The following is a 17,535-nucleotide window of genomic DNA, read 5'->3' on the forward strand; positions in this document are numbered from 1 at the left end:
CCGGCCATGACCGCCGACCACCGCGACTCCTCTGCCGGAACCCTCGACCGGCCGTCCAGTGACCGGGCCGCCCGCCCCTCGCCGTGGCGCCGGATGTGGCTGTGGGGGGTCGCGCACGCGGTCGACGACCTCTACCAGGGCCTGGTGCCCGCGAGCGTGCCGTACTTCGTGCTGGACCGGCACTACGGGTACGTCGCCGCGTCCGGGCTCACCATGGCCGCGACGCTGGGCAGCGCGGTCCCCCAGCCGTTCATCGGCCTGGCCGTCGACCGCCTGCGGCTGAGCTGGCTCGCCGGCGCGGGGGTCGCGATCGCCGGGACGGGGCTCGGGCTCGCGGGCCTCGCCGGCTCGTACGCGCTCGTCTGGACGCTGATCCTGATCTCGGGGCTGGGCGTGTCGATGTTCCACCCGGCGGCGGGCAAGGGGGCCCGTGAGACGGCCGGCGACAGCGCCGCGGCGATGAGCGTGTTCGCGGCGGGTGGCAGCGTCGGCTTCTTCCTGGCACCGGTGCTGGCGACGCCCGCGCTCGTGTCGATGGGCGTCGGCGCGCTGGCGCTGTTCATCCCGCCGGCGCTGCTGATCGGCTTCGTCCTGTTCCGGCGGCGGCACCGGCACCGGGCCGACGCCGCCGCGGCCGCCGTCCGTACGGGCACCGACCGCTGGCCGCCGTTCCTCGTGCTGACCGGCATCGAGGTCGTGCGGTCGGTGGCGTTCTTCGGCGTCAACACGTTCATCGAGCTTTACTGGATCCGGCACCTGCACGCGTCGCGGGAGGTCGCGGGCGCGGCGCTGGCGTGCTTCCTCGTCGGCGGCGTCAGCGGAACGATCCTCGGCGGCCGCGTCGCCGACCGGATCGGCCTGGTCCGCACGGTCCAGCTCGGCGGCGTCGTCGCCCTCCCCGCGCTGGCGGGCCTGCGCCTGATGCCGGGGCCCGTGCTCCCGCTGCTGTTCGCGGTGCTGAGCGGCGTCGCGCTGAACATCCCGTTCGCGGTGCTCGTCAAGCTCGGCCAGGACTACCTGCCGACGCGGCCCGGTACGGCCGCCGGGGTCACCCTCGGCCTCGGGGTCAGCGTCGGCGGCCTGATCGCGCCGCTGTTCGGCCTGGTCGCCCAGGCGTACGGGCCCCAGGGCGTCTTCGTGGCCCTGTGCGGGGTCCCGGTCGCCGCGCTCGTGCTGGGCCGGTTCCTCGTCGAACCGAGCCGCTCGCTCGTCGAACCGGACGTCGACTCGACGGACAATTGACTTCTAAGGCGGCAAGATGGAACCAAACGGTGATCGGATGAGTCGGACTTATCCGCCATGCTTGGCGTGTCGATTACGTCCTTCGACCTACGAGCTGGGGGCTCACACCGTGACATGGCAGGACCCGTATGGGCAGTACGGTCAGGGCCCGCACGGCCAGGACCCGTACAACCAGCAGGGCTGGCAGAACACCCAGCCCGGCTGGCAGGACCCCTACGCCCAGCACCAGGGGTACGGGCAGCAGCAGGGTTACGGCTACTACGGGCCGCCCGGAGCGCCGCCCGCCGGGTCGAACGGCGGCGCCATCGGAGCGCTGATCGCCAACATCGTCTCCGCCCTGCTGTGCTGCGGCGGCATCGCCTGGCTGCCCGGGATCATCCTGGCCGCCATGGCGATGAACCGGCACGCCACCGACCCCGAGTCCGCCAAACAGCTCACCCTGTGGTCCTGGGTGTGCTTCGCGCTCAACTTCGTCCTGGTGGTCGTCCTCCTGGTGGTGCTGTTCGCCATCGGCGCGTTCAGCAGTCACACGGGCACGAGCACGCCCACGTACTGACCCACTGACCGATCTGGCGCGGGAAGCCTCACGGGGGCTCCGGCTGTTGGACACTGAGACCCCACCGCCAGGAAGGCATCACGTGACCGACGGCCCGCTGATCGTTCAATCCGACAAGACCCTGCTGCTCGAGGTCGACCACGACGCGGCGAACGCCTGCCGGAAGGCGATCGCGCCGTTCGCCGAGCTGGAGCGCGCACCCGAGCACGTCCACACCTACCGGATCACCCCGCTCGCGCTGTGGAACGCCCGCGCGGCGGGCCACGACGCCGAGCAGGTGATCGACGCGCTCATCACCTACGCGCGGTACCCCGTGCCGCACGCCCTGCTCGTCGACGTCGCCGACACGATGGGCCGGTACGGCCGGCTGCGGCTGGAGAAGCACCCGACGCACGGCCTCGTCCTCGTGTCGTCGGACCGCGCGGTGCTCGAAGAGGTGCTGCGGGCCAAGAAGCTCAAGCCGATGTTCGGGGAGCGCGTCGACGACGACAGCGTTGCCGTGCACCCCAGCGAGCGCGGCGCGCTCAAGCAGGCGCTGCTCAAGCTCGGCTGGCCCGCCGAGGACCTCGCCGGGTACGTCGACGGCGAGGCCCACGCGATCTCCCTGGAGGAGGACGGCTGGGAGCTGCGGGCGTACCAGCGGGACGCCGCCGAGTCGTTCTGGCACGGCGGCTCGGGCGTCGTCGTGCTGCCCTGCGGCGCGGGCAAGACCATCGTCGGCGCCGCCGCCATGGCCCACGCCTCGGCGACCACGCTGATCCTCGTCACCAACACCGTCTCGGCGCACCAGTGGAAGCAGGAGCTGCTGCGCCGCACCTCGCTGACCGAGGACGAGATCGGGGAGTACACCGGCACCAAGAAGGAGATCCGGCCGGTCACCATCGCGACGTACCAGGTGCTGACCACCCGCCGGAAGGGCGTCTACACCCACCTGGAGCTGTTCGACGCCCGCGACTGGGGCCTCATCCTCTACGACGAGGTGCACCTGCTGCCCGCGCCGATCTTCCGGATGACCGCCGACCTGCAGACCCGCCGCCGCCTCGGGCTGACCGCCACGCTCGTGCGCGAGGACGGCCGGGAGGGCGACGTGTTCTCCCTCATCGGCCCGAAACGGTACGACGCACCGTGGAAGGAGATGGAGGCGCAGGGCTGGATCGCCCCGGCCGACTGCGTCGAGGTCCGTGTGACGCTCACCGACACCGAGCGCCTCGCCTACGCGACCGCCGAGCAGGAGGACCGCTACCGCTTCTGCGCGACCACCGAGTCCAAGACGTCGGTCGTGCAGGCCCTCGTCGACCGCCACCGCGGCGAGCAGCTCCTGGTCATCGGCCAGTACATCGACCAGCTCGACGAGCTCGGCGAACGCCTCGACGCGCCGGTCATCAAGGGCGAGACCAAGGTCAAGGAGCGGGAGCGGCTGTTCGACGCGTTCCGCAGCGGGGAGCTGCAGGTCCTGATCGTCTCCAAGGTCGCGAACTTCTCGATCGACCTGCCGGAGGCGTCCGTCGCCGTCCAGGTGTCGGGGACGTTCGGGTCGCGGCAGGAGGAGGCACAGCGGCTCGGCCGCGTCCTGCGCCCGAAGGCGTCGGGCAAGGGCGCGCGGTTCTACTCGGTCGTCGCCCGCGACACGCTCGACCAGGACTACGCCGCCCACCGCCAGCGCTTCCTCGCCGAGCAGGGCTACGCGTACCGCATCGTCGACGCCGACGCCGTCTACAGCGACGAGGACATCTGAGCCGCGGAACGGACCGTCTCCGGGCCGAGGGGCCGAGCCCGGAGACGGTCCGTCGCGGTCAGAACGGCGAGAAGGCGTACAACTTGGTGTTCTGCGCGCAGTCGTACGTGCCGTCGTCGCACAGCCCGAACCAGTAGCCCGAACCCCAGAACACCATTCCGCCGGCGATCGCGGCGCCGCCGATCACCGCGCCGCCGCTCTTGTACCGCCAGAGCATCTGCCCGTTGCTCGCGTTCAGCGCGAACATCGTGTCCGCCGCGCCCTTCACTCCGCCGGAGTAGACGACGCCGTTGGCGGCGCTGATGAAGCTGACGTCGATCGTGCCGTACGGGTCGGCGACCTGCCAGAGCTTCTGTCCGGTCGCGGCGTCGAGGGCCGCCCAGGAGCCGCCGTTGATGGTGGTCTTGGTGCCGTCCGCGCCGACGATGTCGTAGCTCTCGTGGTCGTAGTTGCCGACGCCGACGTAGATCCGCTGGCCGTCGGTCGCCGACCCCCACTCCATGCCGCCGAGATCGCTGCCCGGACCGACCACCGTGTGCCAGATCTCCTTGCCGGTCGCCGGGTCGAGCGCCCAGTAGATGCCGCTCTTCTGGCCGATGCCGAGGATCGAGCGGTACCGGCCGCCGGTGTAGACCGTGAACAGGTTCGGCGACGAGCCGAAGTCGTAGTCCGGTCCGCAGATGTCGCAGTCGTCGGTGTCGCCGACGTCGGCGGTCAGCGTCTTGAAGGACCAGTTCACCGCGCCGGTCCGCGGGTTCAGCGCCACCACCGCGTCGGTGTAGTCGTCGTCGGGGACGGCCTTACAGTCCTGCTGGTCCGGTTGGGTGCAGACGCCGTCCGGCACCGTGTAGTTGTTGCCGGTGGTCACGAACAGGTTGCCGGTGACGTGGTCGATGACGAAGTTGCCGCCCCAGACCGCGTCGCCGGTGTAGCCGTCGGGGGCCATGTACCTCTTCCAGAGGATCGCGCCGGTCGCGGCGTTGAGCGCCACGACGCTCCCCCGGAAGGTGACGTCGTCGTGGTCGCCGAACTCGGCGTGGCTGGCGACACCGACGTAGACGGTCGTGCCGTCGACGACCGGCGAGGTGGTCACCATCGCCAGCGGATCGGTGTCGACGACCGTGCTCCACAGCTTCGCGCCCGTCGTACGGTCGGCGGCCATGACCCGGGCGCCGGTCAGGGGCCCGCTGGACACGCCGTCGCCGAAGATGAGCTCCGGCCCGTACACGGCCGGGCTCGTACGGGAGACGTCGCCGGCCACGCCGCTGTAGTCGGAGATGTTCCGCTGCCAGCGCAGGGCGCCGGTGACCGCGTCGAGCGCGCTGAGCTTCCCGCCGTAGTCGGGGACGAACACGGTCCCGAGGGAGACCGTCGGCGTGGCGGCGACGTTCCCGCCCATGGTCGCGACCCAGCGTGGCGTGAGCCGGCCGACGTTGCTCGGGGAGATCAGCGTCTCGGTGGCGTTGTAGCGGGTGTTCGCCTCGTTCTGGCCGGCCATCGTCCACTCCGGGACGACGGGGACACCGGTCGCCGCCGCGTGCGCCGGGCGGGCGGCTCCGCCGGGAATCTGGGTGAGGGCCGCCGCCAGGATCGCGGCGGCCAGGGTCGCCCATGAGCGACCGGATCTTCGTGCGCGGATCATCCGCGCCTCCTCACTGCTGCTGGTTCCGTGGCTGGTCGAAACGCGCGCGGGGCCGCCCTCGCCGCTGAGGGGGCCCGCGCTCCGGGATCAGAGGGCGATGTAGGCGTGGATGATGCCCATCACGTTCAACTGCGCCGTCGGCGAGTCGTAATAGGAGTTGACGGCGAGCCGGTCGCCCGCGTGAACGGTCGCGAGCGGGTCACCGGTGCACACGCCCATCGACATGATCGTGCTCATGCCGCCCATCTCCGTGTACTCGGCGTTCGAGTCGCACACCGTCGCCCCGTCGTCGGTCAGCGAGACGTGCACGCCGCCGTCGTGCTGGTGACCGTTGGCGAACACCAGCCGCCCGCTGACGGTGGACGTCCAGCCCCAGCTGTGCACGCTCTTGCCCGCCGGGATGGCGTAGTCGGAGGTGAGGCATCCGCCGGCGTCCATCCAGATCGAGCGGACCGGTGTGGTCGACCCGGCGGGCACGATCCGGTAGTCGATCGAGACGTAGACGGTCTTCGGTGCCGAGCTGTAGTTCATCAGCTCGGTGATGATCCCCCAGTTGTCGGTGACGTGGACCGGAACGCCGTAGCCTTCGGGGAGTTCCTTGTCCGTTCGTTCGTTGCCGGAGGCCCAGAGCCGGTCGGGGTCGGCGGGACAGACCAGGTCGTGGGCGCTGTTGTTGCCGATGACGAAGTGGTGCAGCATCGGGCCGGTGTCCATGTTCGCGGACGTGCCGTCCGCGTAGACGAGGTCGGGTTTCTCCCCGACGATGTCGCACGCGGCGCACGGCTTCGGGGCCGCGCCGAAGGTCGGCAGGTCGCCGGGCTTGCCGAACGCGGCGCCCGGAATGGTGTACGGCCCGTATCGCACGGTCACGGTCTGCGCCGCCACGTCGGCGGGCCGCCCGGTGGACGCGGAGGCCGTGACGGCGCTGCCCGGCGCGAGGAGGGGCAGCACGAGCGTCGCGACGACCGAGACCACGAGGAGGAGTGCTCGGCGCATTGGATCACCTCTTCCGAGAGGTCGAGACCCGCCTTCCTGGCGGAGTCGCGTACGCGACGCTAAGTCGGCCCCCCGGCCCCGGCATCGGTGATTTCACCGGCGTCGGCCGGTGACGCCGAGGCGCCGCGTCGGCCGGTGACGCCGAGGCGCCGCGTCGGCCGGTGACGCCAGGACGCCGCGTCGACCGTGCCCTTCCGCAGCCGCCCGGATCGACCGCCCGGGTCAGCCGCCCGTGCCGGCCACCCGGGTCATCTCCCCGCCGGGAGGTCCAGCGTGACGGTGAGCCCTCCGCCGCGCGTCTCGGACAACGTCACGTCTCCGCCCTCGGCGGTGACCAGTCGGTGGACGATGGCCAGGCCCAGGCCGGTGCCGCCCGCCCGGCCGGTGCGGAACCTGCGGAACGCCTCGGCCATCGCCTCGGGTGACATGCCCGGGCCGTCGTCGGCGACGGTGACGTGGATCCGGTGACCGGCGCGGCGCGCGCCGATCCGCACGTGACCGCCCTTCGGCGTCGCGGTGAGCGCGTTGTCCACCAGATTGTCGATGGCCTGTTCGAGACGGCCGGGGCCGAGCATCGCGGTCAGGGGCTCACCGGGCTCCAGAAGGAGCCGGACGCCTCGTTCGGCCGCGACCGGCCGCCAGGCGTCCACGCGATCCCGTAGCAGGCCGGTGACCGGGATCACCTGGGGAGGCGTCGTGGTGTTCTCCGCCCGTGCGACGGCGAGGAGCCCGTCGACCATGCGGGACAGGCGGCCCAGCTCCTCCAGCGCGGCCTCGAACTCGGCCGCGTCCGCCTCACGTCCGCCGCTCTCGGCCTCCTCGGCGAACAGCTCCATCCGCAACCGCAGGGCCGCCAGCGGCGTGCGGAGCTGGTGGGAGACGTCCGCGAGCACGGCGCGGCTGTCATAGATCAGGTTCTCCAGCCGGGCGGCCATCACGTTGAACCGCTCGGCCAGGCCGCGAACCTCCGGCGGGCGACGCGGCGGATCGGCACGCGCCGCCAGCTCACCGGCGCCGAGTGCCTCGGCGACCGCCCCCAGCCGGCGCAGTGGCCGGCCGACCCATCCGGCGAGGTAGACGGCGAGGGCGACCGCGAGGGCGACCGCCGCGAGCGCGACGAGGCCGAGCCGCGTCCACAGCCGGTCCACCCGCTCCCGCAGGGGGGCGAGCGGCCGGGCCAGCAGCACCGCGCCCTTCACCCGCTCGTCCTGGGCTCCGACCGGCACGATCGCCAGCAGGCGGCCGTCGAGCTCGGAGACGCGGGTCTGCCCGCGCAGGCCGACGGCGGCGCGGGCGGGCGTGTACAGGCCGGTGTCGCGGCCGGCGATGATCCGGCTCTTCCGGTCGACCACCTCGACCTGGGCCTGATCGCCGCCCTCGATCTCGCGGCGCACCGTCGCGAGCCGGTGGGGCAGGGTGGCGGCGCCGTCGCGGTCCTCGATGCCCTCCTCGGCCGTGCTCGCGAGCGCGCGGGCGGCCTCGAGCGTACTGCTCTGATAGTCGTGCCGATGCTGGGCGGCCATCGCGAACCCCAGCGGCAGCAGCGCGCCGACGATCAGGCCGCCGGTCAGGACGAGGAACGCCGCGAGGATCCGGCTCGTCACCCGAGATCTCCCAGCCGGAAACCACGGGCGTAGACGGTCTGGATGGCCGACGGGTCGCCGAGCTTCCGGCGCAGCGCCGCGATGTGGACGTCCAGGACGCGCGTCGGGCCGTACCAGTGGGTGTTCCACACGCGTTCGAGGATCTCCTGGCGGCCCACCACTCGTCCCGGGTCGGTCGCGAGGCACTCGAGGATGTCGAACTCGGTCGGGGTGAGGGAGACCTCGGTGCCCGCGGAGGTCACCCGCCGGGCCCGCGTGTCGATGACCAGCGAGCCGTGCCGGAGCAAGTGCGTCTCGGTCAGCCTGCTGCGGCGCAGCACCGCGCGGATCCGCGCCATCAGCTCGGCGAACCCGAACGGTTTGACGATGTAGTCGTCGGCGCCCGCGTCCAGCGCCGCGACGCGGTCGGGCTCCTCCCCGCGCGCGGTGATCACCAGGATGGCGCTGTCGGACCGCTGCCGCAGCGTGCCGCACAGCTCGGTGCCGTCGGCGTCGGGCAGCCCCAGGTCGAGGAGGACCACGTCATAGGCCTCGGCGGCCAGGGCCTCGGCGGCCGTGCTCACGGCGAACGCGTCGTATCCGGCGCGAGTGAGACCGCGCTGGAGGGAGGCGGAGATCCCCCGATCGTCCTCGACGATCAGGATCCGTACCGGCGTGTCGGTCACGGTCTCACGGTACGGCCGGGCGGCCGATCTGAACGACTTCTGAACATTTCCCTTGAGCAGTGTTCAGCCCTGACCCGCGACAGTGGAGCACGCAACTCCGGCTGAAAACCTCCCAGAAGGACCGTCATGTTCTCCACCATCATGGGACTGCCCGCTCACCCCCTCGTCATCCACGCGGTGGTGGTCCTCATCCCGCTGGCCGCCCTGGGCGCGATCGTGGTCGCCGTCTGGCCCGCCGCCCGCGAGCGGTACGCCTCGCTGGCACTCGGGGTGGCGACGGTGGCCCTTCTCTCCGTCCCGCTCGCCACCCACACCGGCGAACTGCTGGAAGACCACGTCAAGCGGACGGCGCTCGTCGAACGGCACACCGAGATGGCCGACGGCCTGCTGCCCTTCGCCGCCCTGCTCTGGCTGGGCCTGGCCGCACTCGTGTTCATGCGCTGGTACGCCGCCAGGCAGGACATGCGGTTCGCCCGGTACCTGACCGTCGCCGCCGCGGTCGTCGCGGTCGTCGGCGCGGTGGCCAGCGGCGTCCAGGTGGTGCGCATCGGCCACAGCGGCGCCTCGGCCGCCTGGCACGGTGTCGCCACCTCCTCCGGGGACTCCGCCGGCCGGCACCACTAGAGGATGAACGACTTCTTCACATTTCCGGCACGGCTTTCGAACAACCCGCCGACGACACTCGAACCCTGAGCCCACGTCAAGGGGGGAATGACCGATGGAGCATCCCGAACGTTCACGCCGGCGTCGCCGCGACGCGGGCCTGCACCAGGTGACGGTCTGGACCCGCCGCGCGGTCGGTGTCGGCGTCGTCCTGTCCGGCCTGCTGGCCGCGGGCCTGGCGCACCTGCTGCCGGGCCAGGCCGCCGACCGGACGCACGCGGACCCGGCCGCTCCGACGTCCTCGGAGCAGCCGGCCACACCGCCGGACGACTCCGCGGGCCCGGCCGCCTCGACCGGCTCCTCCGCGTCCGCGCGGCCGCACCGGACCCACCGCCACCACCTCACTCCGCCCGCGACCGCACCCGCCGCTCCGCCGAGCACCCCCGCCCGGCGGCCGACGCACGTGACCTCGGGCGGCTCCTGATGATGGGCGCACTCGACTTCCCGATCTGGGGAACGACGGCGCGGCTCCTCGTCACCGACCCGAAGCGACTCGACGTCGCACGGGCCGCCCTCGACGCCGAACTGGCGGCGATGGGCGCGGCGTGCGACCGGTTCCGTACGGACTCGGAGCTGTCGCGGCTCAACGCCGCCGCCGGCCGGCCGGTCGAGGTGTCCCCCCTGTTCGCCCGCACGCTCGAGCGGGCCCTGGAAGTGGCCGAGGCGACGGATGGCGCGGTCGACCCCACCGTCGGGGCCGCGCTGGTGGCCGCCGGGTACGACCGGGACATCACGGAGCTGCGCCACGGCGGTCCGGCACCGCGTCTGGTACGGCGACGGGTCGCCGGCTGGCGCACGGTGCGCCTCGACGGGCACGTCGTGCGGCTGCCCCGGGGCGTACGGCTGGACCTCGGCGCGACGGCGAAGGCGCTGGCCGCCGACCGGGCCGCCGCGCGGGCGTTCGCGGAGACCGGCTGCGGGATCCTCGTCGGGTTGGGCGGCGACATCGCGGTCGGCGGGCCGCCGCCCGAGGGCGGCTGGCGGATCCGCGTGACCGACGACCACCGCGACGACGGCTCGGACGCCTCCGGCCAGGACGTCGTGATCACCGCGGGTGGCCTGGCCACCTCGTCGGTGACCGTACGGCGCTGGCGGCGCGGCGACCAGTGGCTGCACCACATCATCGACCCGGCGACCGGGATCCCCGCCGCCTCCTGCTGGCGTACGGTCAGCGTCGCGGCGGCCACCTGCGTGGACGCCAACGCCGCCGCGACCGCGGCCCTGGTGAAGGGCTGGTCCGCGCGGACGTGGCTGGGCGATCTGCGGTTGCCGGCCCGCCTGGTCCGTCTCGACGGGCGGGCGTTCGCCCTGGCCGGCTGGCCGGAGGACGCTCTGACGGTCATGGACGACCCGAGGCAGGCGGCCGGTCCGGGACAGACGACCGGTCCAGGACAGACGGCCGGTCCAGGCCGAACGACCGACCCGGGACAGACGGCCGGTCCGGAACCAACGGCCGGTCCGGGACCAACGGCCGACCTGGGGCGAACGGCCGGTGTACCCGCGGACGCGCGGCCGGCGGGGAGGCGGGCGGGATGAGCCTCCTCTGGTACGCGACCCGCGCGACCGGAGAGATCACCCTGCTGTTCCTCACGGTCGTACTGACGTTCGGCGTGCTGTCGGCTCTGCGCGTCGGCGGGCGGCGGGTGCCCCGGTTCGTCATCGCCGGGCTGCACCGCAACCTCACGCTGGCCGGCCTGGGCTTCCTCGCCGTGCACATCGCGACCACGGTCGCCGACTCCTACGCGCCGATCGCCCTGACCGACGTCGTCGTGCCGTTCGGCTCGGCGTACCGGCCGATCTGGCTGGGGCTGGGCACCGTCGCGTTCGACGTGCTGATCGTCCTGACCGCGACCAGCCTGCTGCGCACCAGGATGGGCTACCGGCGCTGGAAGGCGCTGCACTGGGCGGCGTACGCCTGCTGGCTCGCCGCCGTCGTACACGCGCTCGGTACCGGTTCGGACGTGCGGTCCTCACTGTTCCTCCTGCTCGCCGGGGTCTGCGCCGCCGTGGCCCTGGCCGCCGTGGCCTGGCGGCTGGCGGCCGCGGGGCCGGGGAAGACGGGCCTGCGGGCCGGGGCCGGGCTGCTGACGCTCGCGACGGTCCTGGTCGTCGGCGCCTGGACCGTGTCCGGTCCGCTGGCCGACGGCTGGGCCCGGCGCTCCGGCACGCCCGCCTCGCTGCTCGGCAAGGCGAGCAGCCCGGGGCCGGGAACGGCCGGCCGTACGCCGACCCCACGGCCGACGCGAGCCACCCGTTCGGCCGGTGACGACGAGAGGGGGGACGGGGAGTGACCGCGGGAACGGCGGCACCGCACGCCGTACGACTGCTCGCCGGCTATCACGCGCTGGGCCGGCCGGCGAAGCTGAGCGACCACCTGGCGCAGTACGGTCCGCCACCGACCACGACGGGCGCCTCATTGATCCAGGCCGTCGAGGAGGCCGGGCTGACCGGCCGGGGTGGTGGCGGGTTCCCGACCGGCCGCAAGCTTCGCTCGGTGGCGGCCGGGCGACGGCCCGCCGTGGTGGTCGTCAACGCCGCCGAGGGCGAGCCGGCCAGCGCCAAGGACCGCGCCCTGCTGACGATCGCGCCGCACCTCGTACTGGACGGGGCCGCGCTCGCCGCCGGCGCCGTCGGCGCGCGCGAGATCGTCATCTGCGTGCACGCCGAGCCGGACCCCGGTGAAGGGGCGGAGGCCGACGCACGGCGCGGCCGGGCCCGCACCCTGGCGGACACGGTCCGGCGGGCGGTCGCCGATCGCGAGCGGGCCCATGCGGCGCCGGTGCCGACGCGGGTGACCGCCGTACCGCCTCGTTACGTCGCCAGCGAGGAGACCTCCCTGGTCCGCTGGATCGACACGGGCGACGCCCGGCCGTCCTTCGGGCCGCGCCCCTTCGAGCGCGGGGTCGGCGGCCGGCCGACGTTCGTCAGCAACGCCGAGACGTTCGCCCACATCGCGCTGATCGCGCGGTACGGTCCCGCGTGGTTCCGCTCGTGCGGCAGCGAGGAGGCGCCGGGCACGGCCCTGTTCACGGTCTCGGGCGCGGTCGCACGCCCCGGCGTGGTCGAGGCGCCGCTCGGCACGCCCATCGGCGAGGTCCTGCGCCTGGCCGGCGGCCCGTCCGAGCCGCTGCAGGCCGTGCTGGCCGGCGGGTACGGCGGTACCTGGCTGCCACCCGAACTGCTGGCCCTGCCGACGACGCCGTCGGCGTTCAAGGCGGCCGGACTCGCGCTGGGACCGGGCATCCTCGTCGCGCTGCCCGAGCGGGCGTGCGGGGTGGCGGAGTCCGCGCGGGTCCTGGCGTGGCTGGCCGCGGAGACGGCCGGGCAGTGCGGGCCGTGCGTCCACGGGCTGCCGGCGATCGCCGCGGACTTCGCCGAGCTCGCGTCCTGCCGGGTCAGCACGGAGCTGTACCGCCGGCTCGACCGGCGGCTGTCGGTCATCTCGGGTCGTGGCGCCTGCCGCCACCCGGACGGCGCCGTGCGGTTCGCGGCCAGCGCCCTGCGCGTCTTCGGACGTCACCTGCGCGTTCACGCGCGCGCGGAAGGCTGCCTGCTCGCCCGGTGGCCGTCGATTCTGCCGATCCCCGAGGAGTGGTGACGATGACATGGCGGCTGAGGGTCGATCCGATCGCCTGCACCGGCCACGGCCTGTGCGCCGAGCTCCTTCCGGAGACGATCGACCTGGACGAGTGGGGTTACCCGATCATCGGGAGCCTGTCCGACGGGCTGCTGCCGCTGGCGCGCCGTGCGGTGGCGGACTGTCCCACTCTCGCGTTGCTCCTCGAACGCGACCGTACGCGCTGACCGTTCCCAGGCTCCTGCCGGGTCCTCCGGCTGCAGTCTTCGGATCTCGGCGCGGTGGCAGGGGTCAGCCGATGCGGAAGACCGGGACGGTCGCGGCGATGGCCGCGAGCCGCTCGTCGTCGGCCTTCTTGATGTCCTCCTCGAAGAACCGGGCGACCTCCCAGCCCCAGCGCTTGAAGTACTGGCGCAGCAGCGCCGGTTTCTCCTCGTCCGGCAGCTCGGTGACGGTGATCGCCTCGGTCCGCCGGCCGAGCCGCAGCTCGCCCCCGCCGGTGACGCGGATGTTGCGCACCCACTGGGTGTGACCGCGCGGCGCGATCAGATAGCGAACGCCGTCGTAGGTGAGGACGTTCACCGGGTTGGTGCGCCACTCGCCGCTCGTCCGCCCCCGTACGGCCAGGATGCGCGTGCCGAGAAGGCTGATCCCCTTGCGGGTCAGGAAGTGGACGACCTTGTTGAAGTAGACCTCGAACCCGGCGGCCTGGACGTGACGCGGCTGAACGGCGGTCATCTCGACTCCTTGTGAGCACTGCTCTCGTATAGGAGCAGTGTGCATCAGAGAGAATGGGCAAAGCAAGAGCACTGCTCTCATATTTGTCCACCGATCTGCCGACTGGCAGACTGGACGGCATGAACGCGAGCCGTACCGCGCGCGAGCGGGCAAGGTCCGAGCTGACCCGGGAGATCAAAGAGGCCGCCCGCCGCCGGCTGTCGGTCTCCGGCGCCCAGGGCCTCTCACTGCGCGCCGTGGCCCGCGAGCTCGGCATGGTCTCCTCGGCCCTGTACCGCTACTTCGCCAGTCGCGACGAGCTGCTCACCGCGCTGATCATCGACGCGTACGACGCGCTCGCCACCGAGATCGAGGCCGCCGACCGCGCCGCCCTCTCGACCGACTTCCGTGGCCGCTGGGAGGCGGCCTGCCGCGCGACGCGCGCCTGGGCGACCGCGCATCCCCACGAGTACGCCCTCGTCTACGGCTCCCCCGTGCCGGGCTACCAGGCCCCCGAGACGACCATCGCCCCCGGCGCCCGCGTCCCGATGGCGCTCCTGTCCATCGTCCGCGACGCCCACCAGGCCGGCGCGCTGGCCGCCCGGGAGGAGCCGCCCCTGCCGCCGGTCCTGGCGGACCAGGCGGCCCACATCGCGGGTCTCCTCGACTCCGACATCCCGAACGGCGTCATCATCCGCAGCGCCACGGCCTGGACCCAGCTGTTCGGCCTGATCACCTTCGAGCTGTTCGGCCAGTACGCCAACAGCCTCGACCCGGCCGACGCCTTCTTCGACTACAGCATCGACCGCCTCGCCGACCTGATCGGCCTCCCGGAAACCGAACCCATCCCATAGCGGCCCCAAGGCTCGTCCGGTCTCGCCTCGTGGCACTGCTCCGTAACGCGGCGTGTATCGGATTGCTCAAGGGCCCGCGAAGACTTAACGTAAGCATTAACTTGACGGGCTATGGGTAGATGGGCAGTCGAACTGGCGGGGGTGGTATCGAACACACATACCGATCGCGGATGACCGCTACGACGCACACCTGAAGGCACTCACCGAGGGAGACAGATGAACCGAAAGTGGGCTGACGTCAAGCGGGAAGCCGCGCAGATCCGCGAGGAGCAGGGGCGCGAGTTCACCGACGAGATGCGGGCGGCGATCCGGCGGCAGATGCTGGACGAGATTCACGCCTACCAGTTGGCGGAGGTCCGCCGCCGCCAGGCCCGCACCCAGCGGGAGGTGGCCGCCGCCATGGGCGTCTCAGCACCCCGGGTATCCGCGATCGAGCACGGCGACATGAACAAGGTGGAAGTCGCCACGCTCCGTTCATACGTCGAGGCGCTCGGCGGGAAGCTGCGGATCATCGCCGACTTCGGGGACGATTCCTGCATCGTCGCATAACCCGACCGCCACACCAGCAACGCCGAGGATCCCGGTCGCTCCAGCAACGAAGAACCTCGGCACTCAGCGCCGCCCGGCTGCGGGCTACTTCTTGTTCTCGCGGAGGACGACGTCGATGGTGATGGCTGTCGAAATCACCAGGGTGCGGAGCGGGTCGGGCAGCTGGTGCGGGATCTGGACCGCGTAGCGGTCGGCCGTCGTGAACCAGGCGGCGGCCAGGCCCTCCCACTGCTTGTTCACCCGGGCGACCTCGACGCCCTGCCAGTCGGTGATCGTGAAGTCCCAGGCGAAGAAGTCGCCGCGGATCTCGCCGAGCTGGCGGTCCTGCGGGTCGAGCAGCGTGAACCGCGGCCGGAGGCCGAAGTGGCACTGGATCGCACCGATGGGCTGGCCGTTCGGCCAGGCGATCTGCACCTTCGGCGTCACCAGGGCGAAGGGCTTGTCGATGATCAGCATCGGCATGCCGTCGGGCCGTACGACGTGCAGGGTGTGGCGGGTGTTCCCCGAGTACTGGGAGAACATGAAGCGCATCGCCTTCTTGCCGCCGGAGAGGTTCGGCTCCCCCACCGTCGCGACCGGTTGGCCCTGGCCGTTGAAGACCGTGTACCGCGACTCGACGGCGAGAACTCTCTTGGGCTGCTCGACGAGCAGGACGGGGGAGTTAAAGAGATCCACGGCGGGAAGCTTACGACCTTGATCGGCTCGGTGTCCTACCGATGACCTGGTCCGTGGATCACCAGATCGAAGAGACGGCGGAGGCCGCGGGATCGGCCCTCAGGGGCGGTGGCGCTCGGCTCGGAGCCGCAGCAGTTCGGCGGTGGCCTGGTCGGCGGGCAGGAACGCCTCCAGGTGGAGTTCGGCGAGCGTGATGTCGGTCGCGGTGGCGAACGAGGTCAGCGTGGTGATCAGGCGCAGCTCTCCGTCCGCCGACGCCAGCCTCATGGGCACGGCGAAGCCGAGGTGCTCGGGGCCGACCGGGGCCTGGGGAACGTACCCGGCCAGTTCGGCGACGAGATCGTCGAGGCGCGGGTCCGGGCTCCGCCGCGTCCTGGCGCGGAGGTTCTCGATGACGTGCCGGCCCCACTCGGCGAAGTTCCGTACTCTCGGCGCCATTCCCTCCGGGTGGAGCATGAGCCGCAGCATGTTGACCGGTGGTCCGAGCAGCTCGGGGGACGCGCCCTCGGTGAACACCTCGACGGCGTCGTTGGCCGCGACCACCCGTCCGTACGGCCCGATGATGAGGGCCGGATACGGCATGTGGCCGTGCAGGATCTGCTCCAGGGCGGCGCGGACCGGGCGCAGCGCCGCCTCGTCCAGATCCGACTCGGGGAACACCGGCGCGTAACCGGCCGTGGTGAGCAGGTCGTTGCGCTCCCGCAGCGACAGACCGAGCGACTCGGCCAGCCGGATCACGATCGCACGGCCCGGCCGCGAGCGACCGCTCTCGATGAAGCTCAGATGGCGTTGGGTCGTGCCGGCCAGCACGGCCAGTTCGAGCTGGCTGACCCGCCGGACCGTACGCCAGCGTCTGAGCTCCGCGCCGATTCTGTCCCGCTCGATCGTGCTGCTCACCCGCTCAGTTCTATCCGTGATCGCGTCACGTCGGCGATTCCCTCGGGGGAATTGCCGGATGTCATCGCCGCTCAGCACGCTCGTGCCCCGACGCGCGGCCGGACCGAACCGGCCGGCCGAACAACGAGTGCGAGAGGCGTTCGATGAAGAGCTACCACCTTGACCCGGGCCGTGGCCTTGCCGGGCTGACGCTTCAGGAGCGGGACGAGCCCGAACCCGGGCGCGGGCAGGTCGTGGTCAGGATCCGCGCGAACTCGCTCGGTTTCCGTGACCTGAAGGTGCTGGCCGGCGACTACGTGCTGCCGATCCGGCCCGGCGTGGTGCCCGGTTGCGAAGGGGCGGGGGAGGTGGTCGCCGTCGGCGAGGACGTCGACCGCGTCAAGCCGGGCGATCGCGTGGCCGCCACCGTCTTCCCGCGCTGGCTCGACGGCCCGTTCAGGCGCGAGAACGCCGCGCAACTCGGCACCATGCTCGATGGGGTGCTGACCGAGTACGCGGTGCTGGACGAGGACGGCGTGGTGCCCGTCCCGGAGCACCTGTCGTACGAAGAGGCGGCGGCGTTCCCCTTGGCGGCGGTGACCGCGTGGAACGCACTGACCAGCGGCGGCCTGCTTCGCCCCGGCGCGACCGTGCTGACCCTCGGATCGGGGGCCGTGTCGCTGTTCGCCCTGCGGTTCGCCACGCTGGCCGGCGCCCGGGTGATCGTGACCACGTCCAGCGCCGCCAAGGCCGAACGGCTGCGGGCGCTGGGGGCGGACGAGGTGATCGACTACCGGGAGAATCCCGCCTGGGCGGAGAAGGTGCGTGCCCTGACCGATGACCTCGGCGTTGATCTCGTCGTCGATGCGACGGGGCCGCTGGAGCAGTCGCTGAAATCGGTCGCGCCCACCGGCGAGGTGGCCTTCGTCGGCTACTGGCTGTCCGGTGCCGCAGGGGCCGAGCCCGTTCATCCCGGCTCCCTGTTCATGGCCGGTGCCGTGCTGCGCCGGGTCGCCACCGGCAGCCGGGCGCACTTCCTGGAGCTCAACCGCGCCGTCGAAACGCACCGGGTACGCCCCGTGATCGATCGGGTGTTCTCGTTCGAGCAGGTGCCCGACGCCTTCGAATACTGCGAGTCGGGCGGCGGCTTCGGCAAGGTCATCATCGGCCACACCTGACCCGCG

19 protein-coding genes are annotated in these 17,535 nt (G+C 72.2%); 12 read left to right on the forward strand and 7 right to left on the reverse strand.

Annotated features, from left to right (window positions below; translation table 11 throughout):
• Positions 1-6 precede the first annotated feature (6 nt).
• From NDW01_RS09560 to NDW01_RS09570, 3 genes are all read left to right on the forward strand, one after another.
• Positions 7-1,242 (forward strand): MFS transporter, encoded by a 1,236-nt coding sequence (locus NDW01_RS09560; protein ID WP_252818918.1) that lies wholly within the window; start codon positions 7-9, stop codon positions 1,240-1,242.
• A 109-nt stretch (positions 1,243-1,351) separates the two neighbouring features.
• The gene (locus NDW01_RS09565) at positions 1,352-1,798 is read left to right on the forward strand and encodes a hypothetical protein (RefSeq protein ID WP_252818921.1); all 447 of its coding nucleotides are present in this window, start codon (positions 1,352-1,354) and stop codon (positions 1,796-1,798) included.
• 82 nt (positions 1,799-1,880) lie between these two features.
• Positions 1,881-3,533, forward strand: coding sequence for a DNA repair helicase XPB (locus NDW01_RS09570; protein WP_252818924.1), 1,653 nt, complete (start codon positions 1,881-1,883; stop codon positions 3,531-3,533).
• A gap of 58 nt (positions 3,534-3,591) precedes the next feature.
• Here NDW01_RS09570 and NDW01_RS09575 read toward each other — a convergent pair whose 3' ends face one another.
• The 4 genes from NDW01_RS09575 to NDW01_RS09590 form a co-directional block, all read right to left on the reverse strand.
• Positions 3,592-5,175 (reverse strand): outer membrane protein assembly factor BamB family protein, encoded by a 1,584-nt coding sequence (locus tag NDW01_RS09575; RefSeq protein ID WP_252818927.1) that lies wholly within the window; start codon positions 5,173-5,175, stop codon positions 3,592-3,594.
• Positions 5,176-5,262: 87 nt separating this feature from the next.
• Positions 5,263-6,171 carry a hypothetical protein gene (locus NDW01_RS09580; RefSeq protein ID WP_252818930.1) on the reverse strand — a complete coding sequence of 303 codons (909 nt, stop codon included), beginning with the start codon at positions 6,169-6,171 and terminating at the stop codon, positions 5,263-5,265.
• Positions 6,172-6,419: 248 nt separating this feature from the next.
• A complete protein-coding gene (locus tag NDW01_RS09585; protein ID WP_252818932.1) occupies positions 6,420-7,775 on the reverse strand; it encodes a sensor histidine kinase in 1,356 nt (451 codons plus the stop codon).
• On the reverse strand, positions 7,772-8,440 hold the full coding sequence (locus NDW01_RS09590) for a response regulator transcription factor (RefSeq protein ID WP_252818935.1): 669 nt from the start codon (positions 8,438-8,440) through the stop codon (positions 7,772-7,774). The genes NDW01_RS09585 and NDW01_RS09590 overlap by 4 nt, the downstream gene beginning before the upstream one ends.
• Positions 8,441-8,566: 126 nt before the next feature.
• Here NDW01_RS09590 and NDW01_RS09595 point away from each other — a divergent pair, with 126 nt between their 5' ends.
• From NDW01_RS09595 to NDW01_RS09620, 6 genes are all read left to right on the forward strand, one after another.
• Positions 8,567-9,064 carry a DUF2231 domain-containing protein gene (locus tag NDW01_RS09595; RefSeq protein WP_252818937.1) on the forward strand — a complete coding sequence of 166 codons (498 nt, stop codon included), beginning with the start codon at positions 8,567-8,569 and terminating at the stop codon, positions 9,062-9,064.
• Positions 9,065-9,158: 94 nt separating this feature from the next.
• The gene (locus NDW01_RS09600; protein WP_252818939.1) at positions 9,159-9,527 is read left to right on the forward strand and encodes a hypothetical protein; all 369 of its coding nucleotides are present in this window, start codon (positions 9,159-9,161) and stop codon (positions 9,525-9,527) included.
• Positions 9,528-9,529: 2 nt separating this feature from the next.
• On the forward strand, positions 9,530-10,639 hold the full coding sequence (locus tag NDW01_RS09605; protein WP_252818940.1) for an FAD:protein FMN transferase: 1,110 nt from the start codon (positions 9,530-9,532) through the stop codon (positions 10,637-10,639).
• A complete protein-coding gene (locus NDW01_RS09610) occupies positions 10,636-11,394 on the forward strand; it encodes a ferric reductase-like transmembrane domain-containing protein (RefSeq protein ID WP_252818942.1) in 759 nt (252 codons plus the stop codon). Before NDW01_RS09605 ends, NDW01_RS09610 begins: the two co-directional genes overlap by 4 nt.
• Complete coding sequence (locus tag NDW01_RS09615) at positions 11,391-12,701, forward strand: NADH-ubiquinone oxidoreductase-F iron-sulfur binding region domain-containing protein (RefSeq protein WP_252818944.1); 1,311 nt, start codon at positions 11,391-11,393, stop codon at positions 12,699-12,701. Before NDW01_RS09610 ends, NDW01_RS09615 begins: the two co-directional genes overlap by 4 nt.
• Before the next feature lie 2 nt (positions 12,702-12,703).
• Positions 12,704-12,907 carry a ferredoxin gene (locus tag NDW01_RS09620; RefSeq protein ID WP_252818946.1) on the forward strand — a complete coding sequence of 68 codons (204 nt, stop codon included), beginning with the start codon at positions 12,704-12,706 and terminating at the stop codon, positions 12,905-12,907.
• 64 nt (positions 12,908-12,971) lie between these two features.
• Here the strand turns inward: NDW01_RS09620 and NDW01_RS09625 are convergent, their stop codons facing one another.
• On the reverse strand, positions 12,972-13,418 hold the full coding sequence (locus tag NDW01_RS09625) for a nitroreductase/quinone reductase family protein (protein ID WP_252818949.1): 447 nt from the start codon (positions 13,416-13,418) through the stop codon (positions 12,972-12,974).
• A gap of 119 nt (positions 13,419-13,537) precedes the next feature.
• Here NDW01_RS09625 and NDW01_RS09630 point away from each other — a divergent pair, with 119 nt between their 5' ends.
• Positions 13,538-14,251, forward strand: a complete 714-nt coding sequence (locus NDW01_RS09630) for a TetR/AcrR family transcriptional regulator (protein WP_252818951.1) — start codon at positions 13,538-13,540, stop codon at positions 14,249-14,251.
• Between the two features lie 216 nt (positions 14,252-14,467).
• Complete coding sequence (locus tag NDW01_RS09635) at positions 14,468-14,800, forward strand: XRE family transcriptional regulator (RefSeq protein WP_252818953.1); 333 nt, start codon at positions 14,468-14,470, stop codon at positions 14,798-14,800.
• 84 nt (positions 14,801-14,884) lie between these two features.
• Here NDW01_RS09635 and NDW01_RS09640 read toward each other — a convergent pair whose 3' ends face one another.
• The gene (locus tag NDW01_RS09640) at positions 14,885-15,475 is read right to left on the reverse strand and encodes an LURP-one-related/scramblase family protein (RefSeq protein WP_252818955.1); all 591 of its coding nucleotides are present in this window, start codon (positions 15,473-15,475) and stop codon (positions 14,885-14,887) included.
• A gap of 99 nt (positions 15,476-15,574) precedes the next feature.
• Positions 15,575-16,372, reverse strand: coding sequence for a helix-turn-helix domain-containing protein (locus NDW01_RS09645; protein WP_252818957.1), 798 nt, complete (start codon positions 16,370-16,372; stop codon positions 15,575-15,577).
• 143 nt (positions 16,373-16,515) lie between these two features.
• Between NDW01_RS09645 and NDW01_RS09650 the strand changes: the two genes are divergently transcribed.
• A complete protein-coding gene (locus NDW01_RS09650; protein WP_252818959.1) occupies positions 16,516-17,529 on the forward strand; it encodes a zinc-dependent alcohol dehydrogenase family protein in 1,014 nt (337 codons plus the stop codon).
• Positions 17,530-17,535: the final 6 nt, after the last annotated feature.

Source organism: Actinoallomurus soli, from assembly GCF_024055715.1.
GTDB classification, from domain to species: Bacteria; Actinomycetota; Actinomycetes; order Streptosporangiales; family Streptosporangiaceae; genus Actinoallomurus; species Actinoallomurus soli.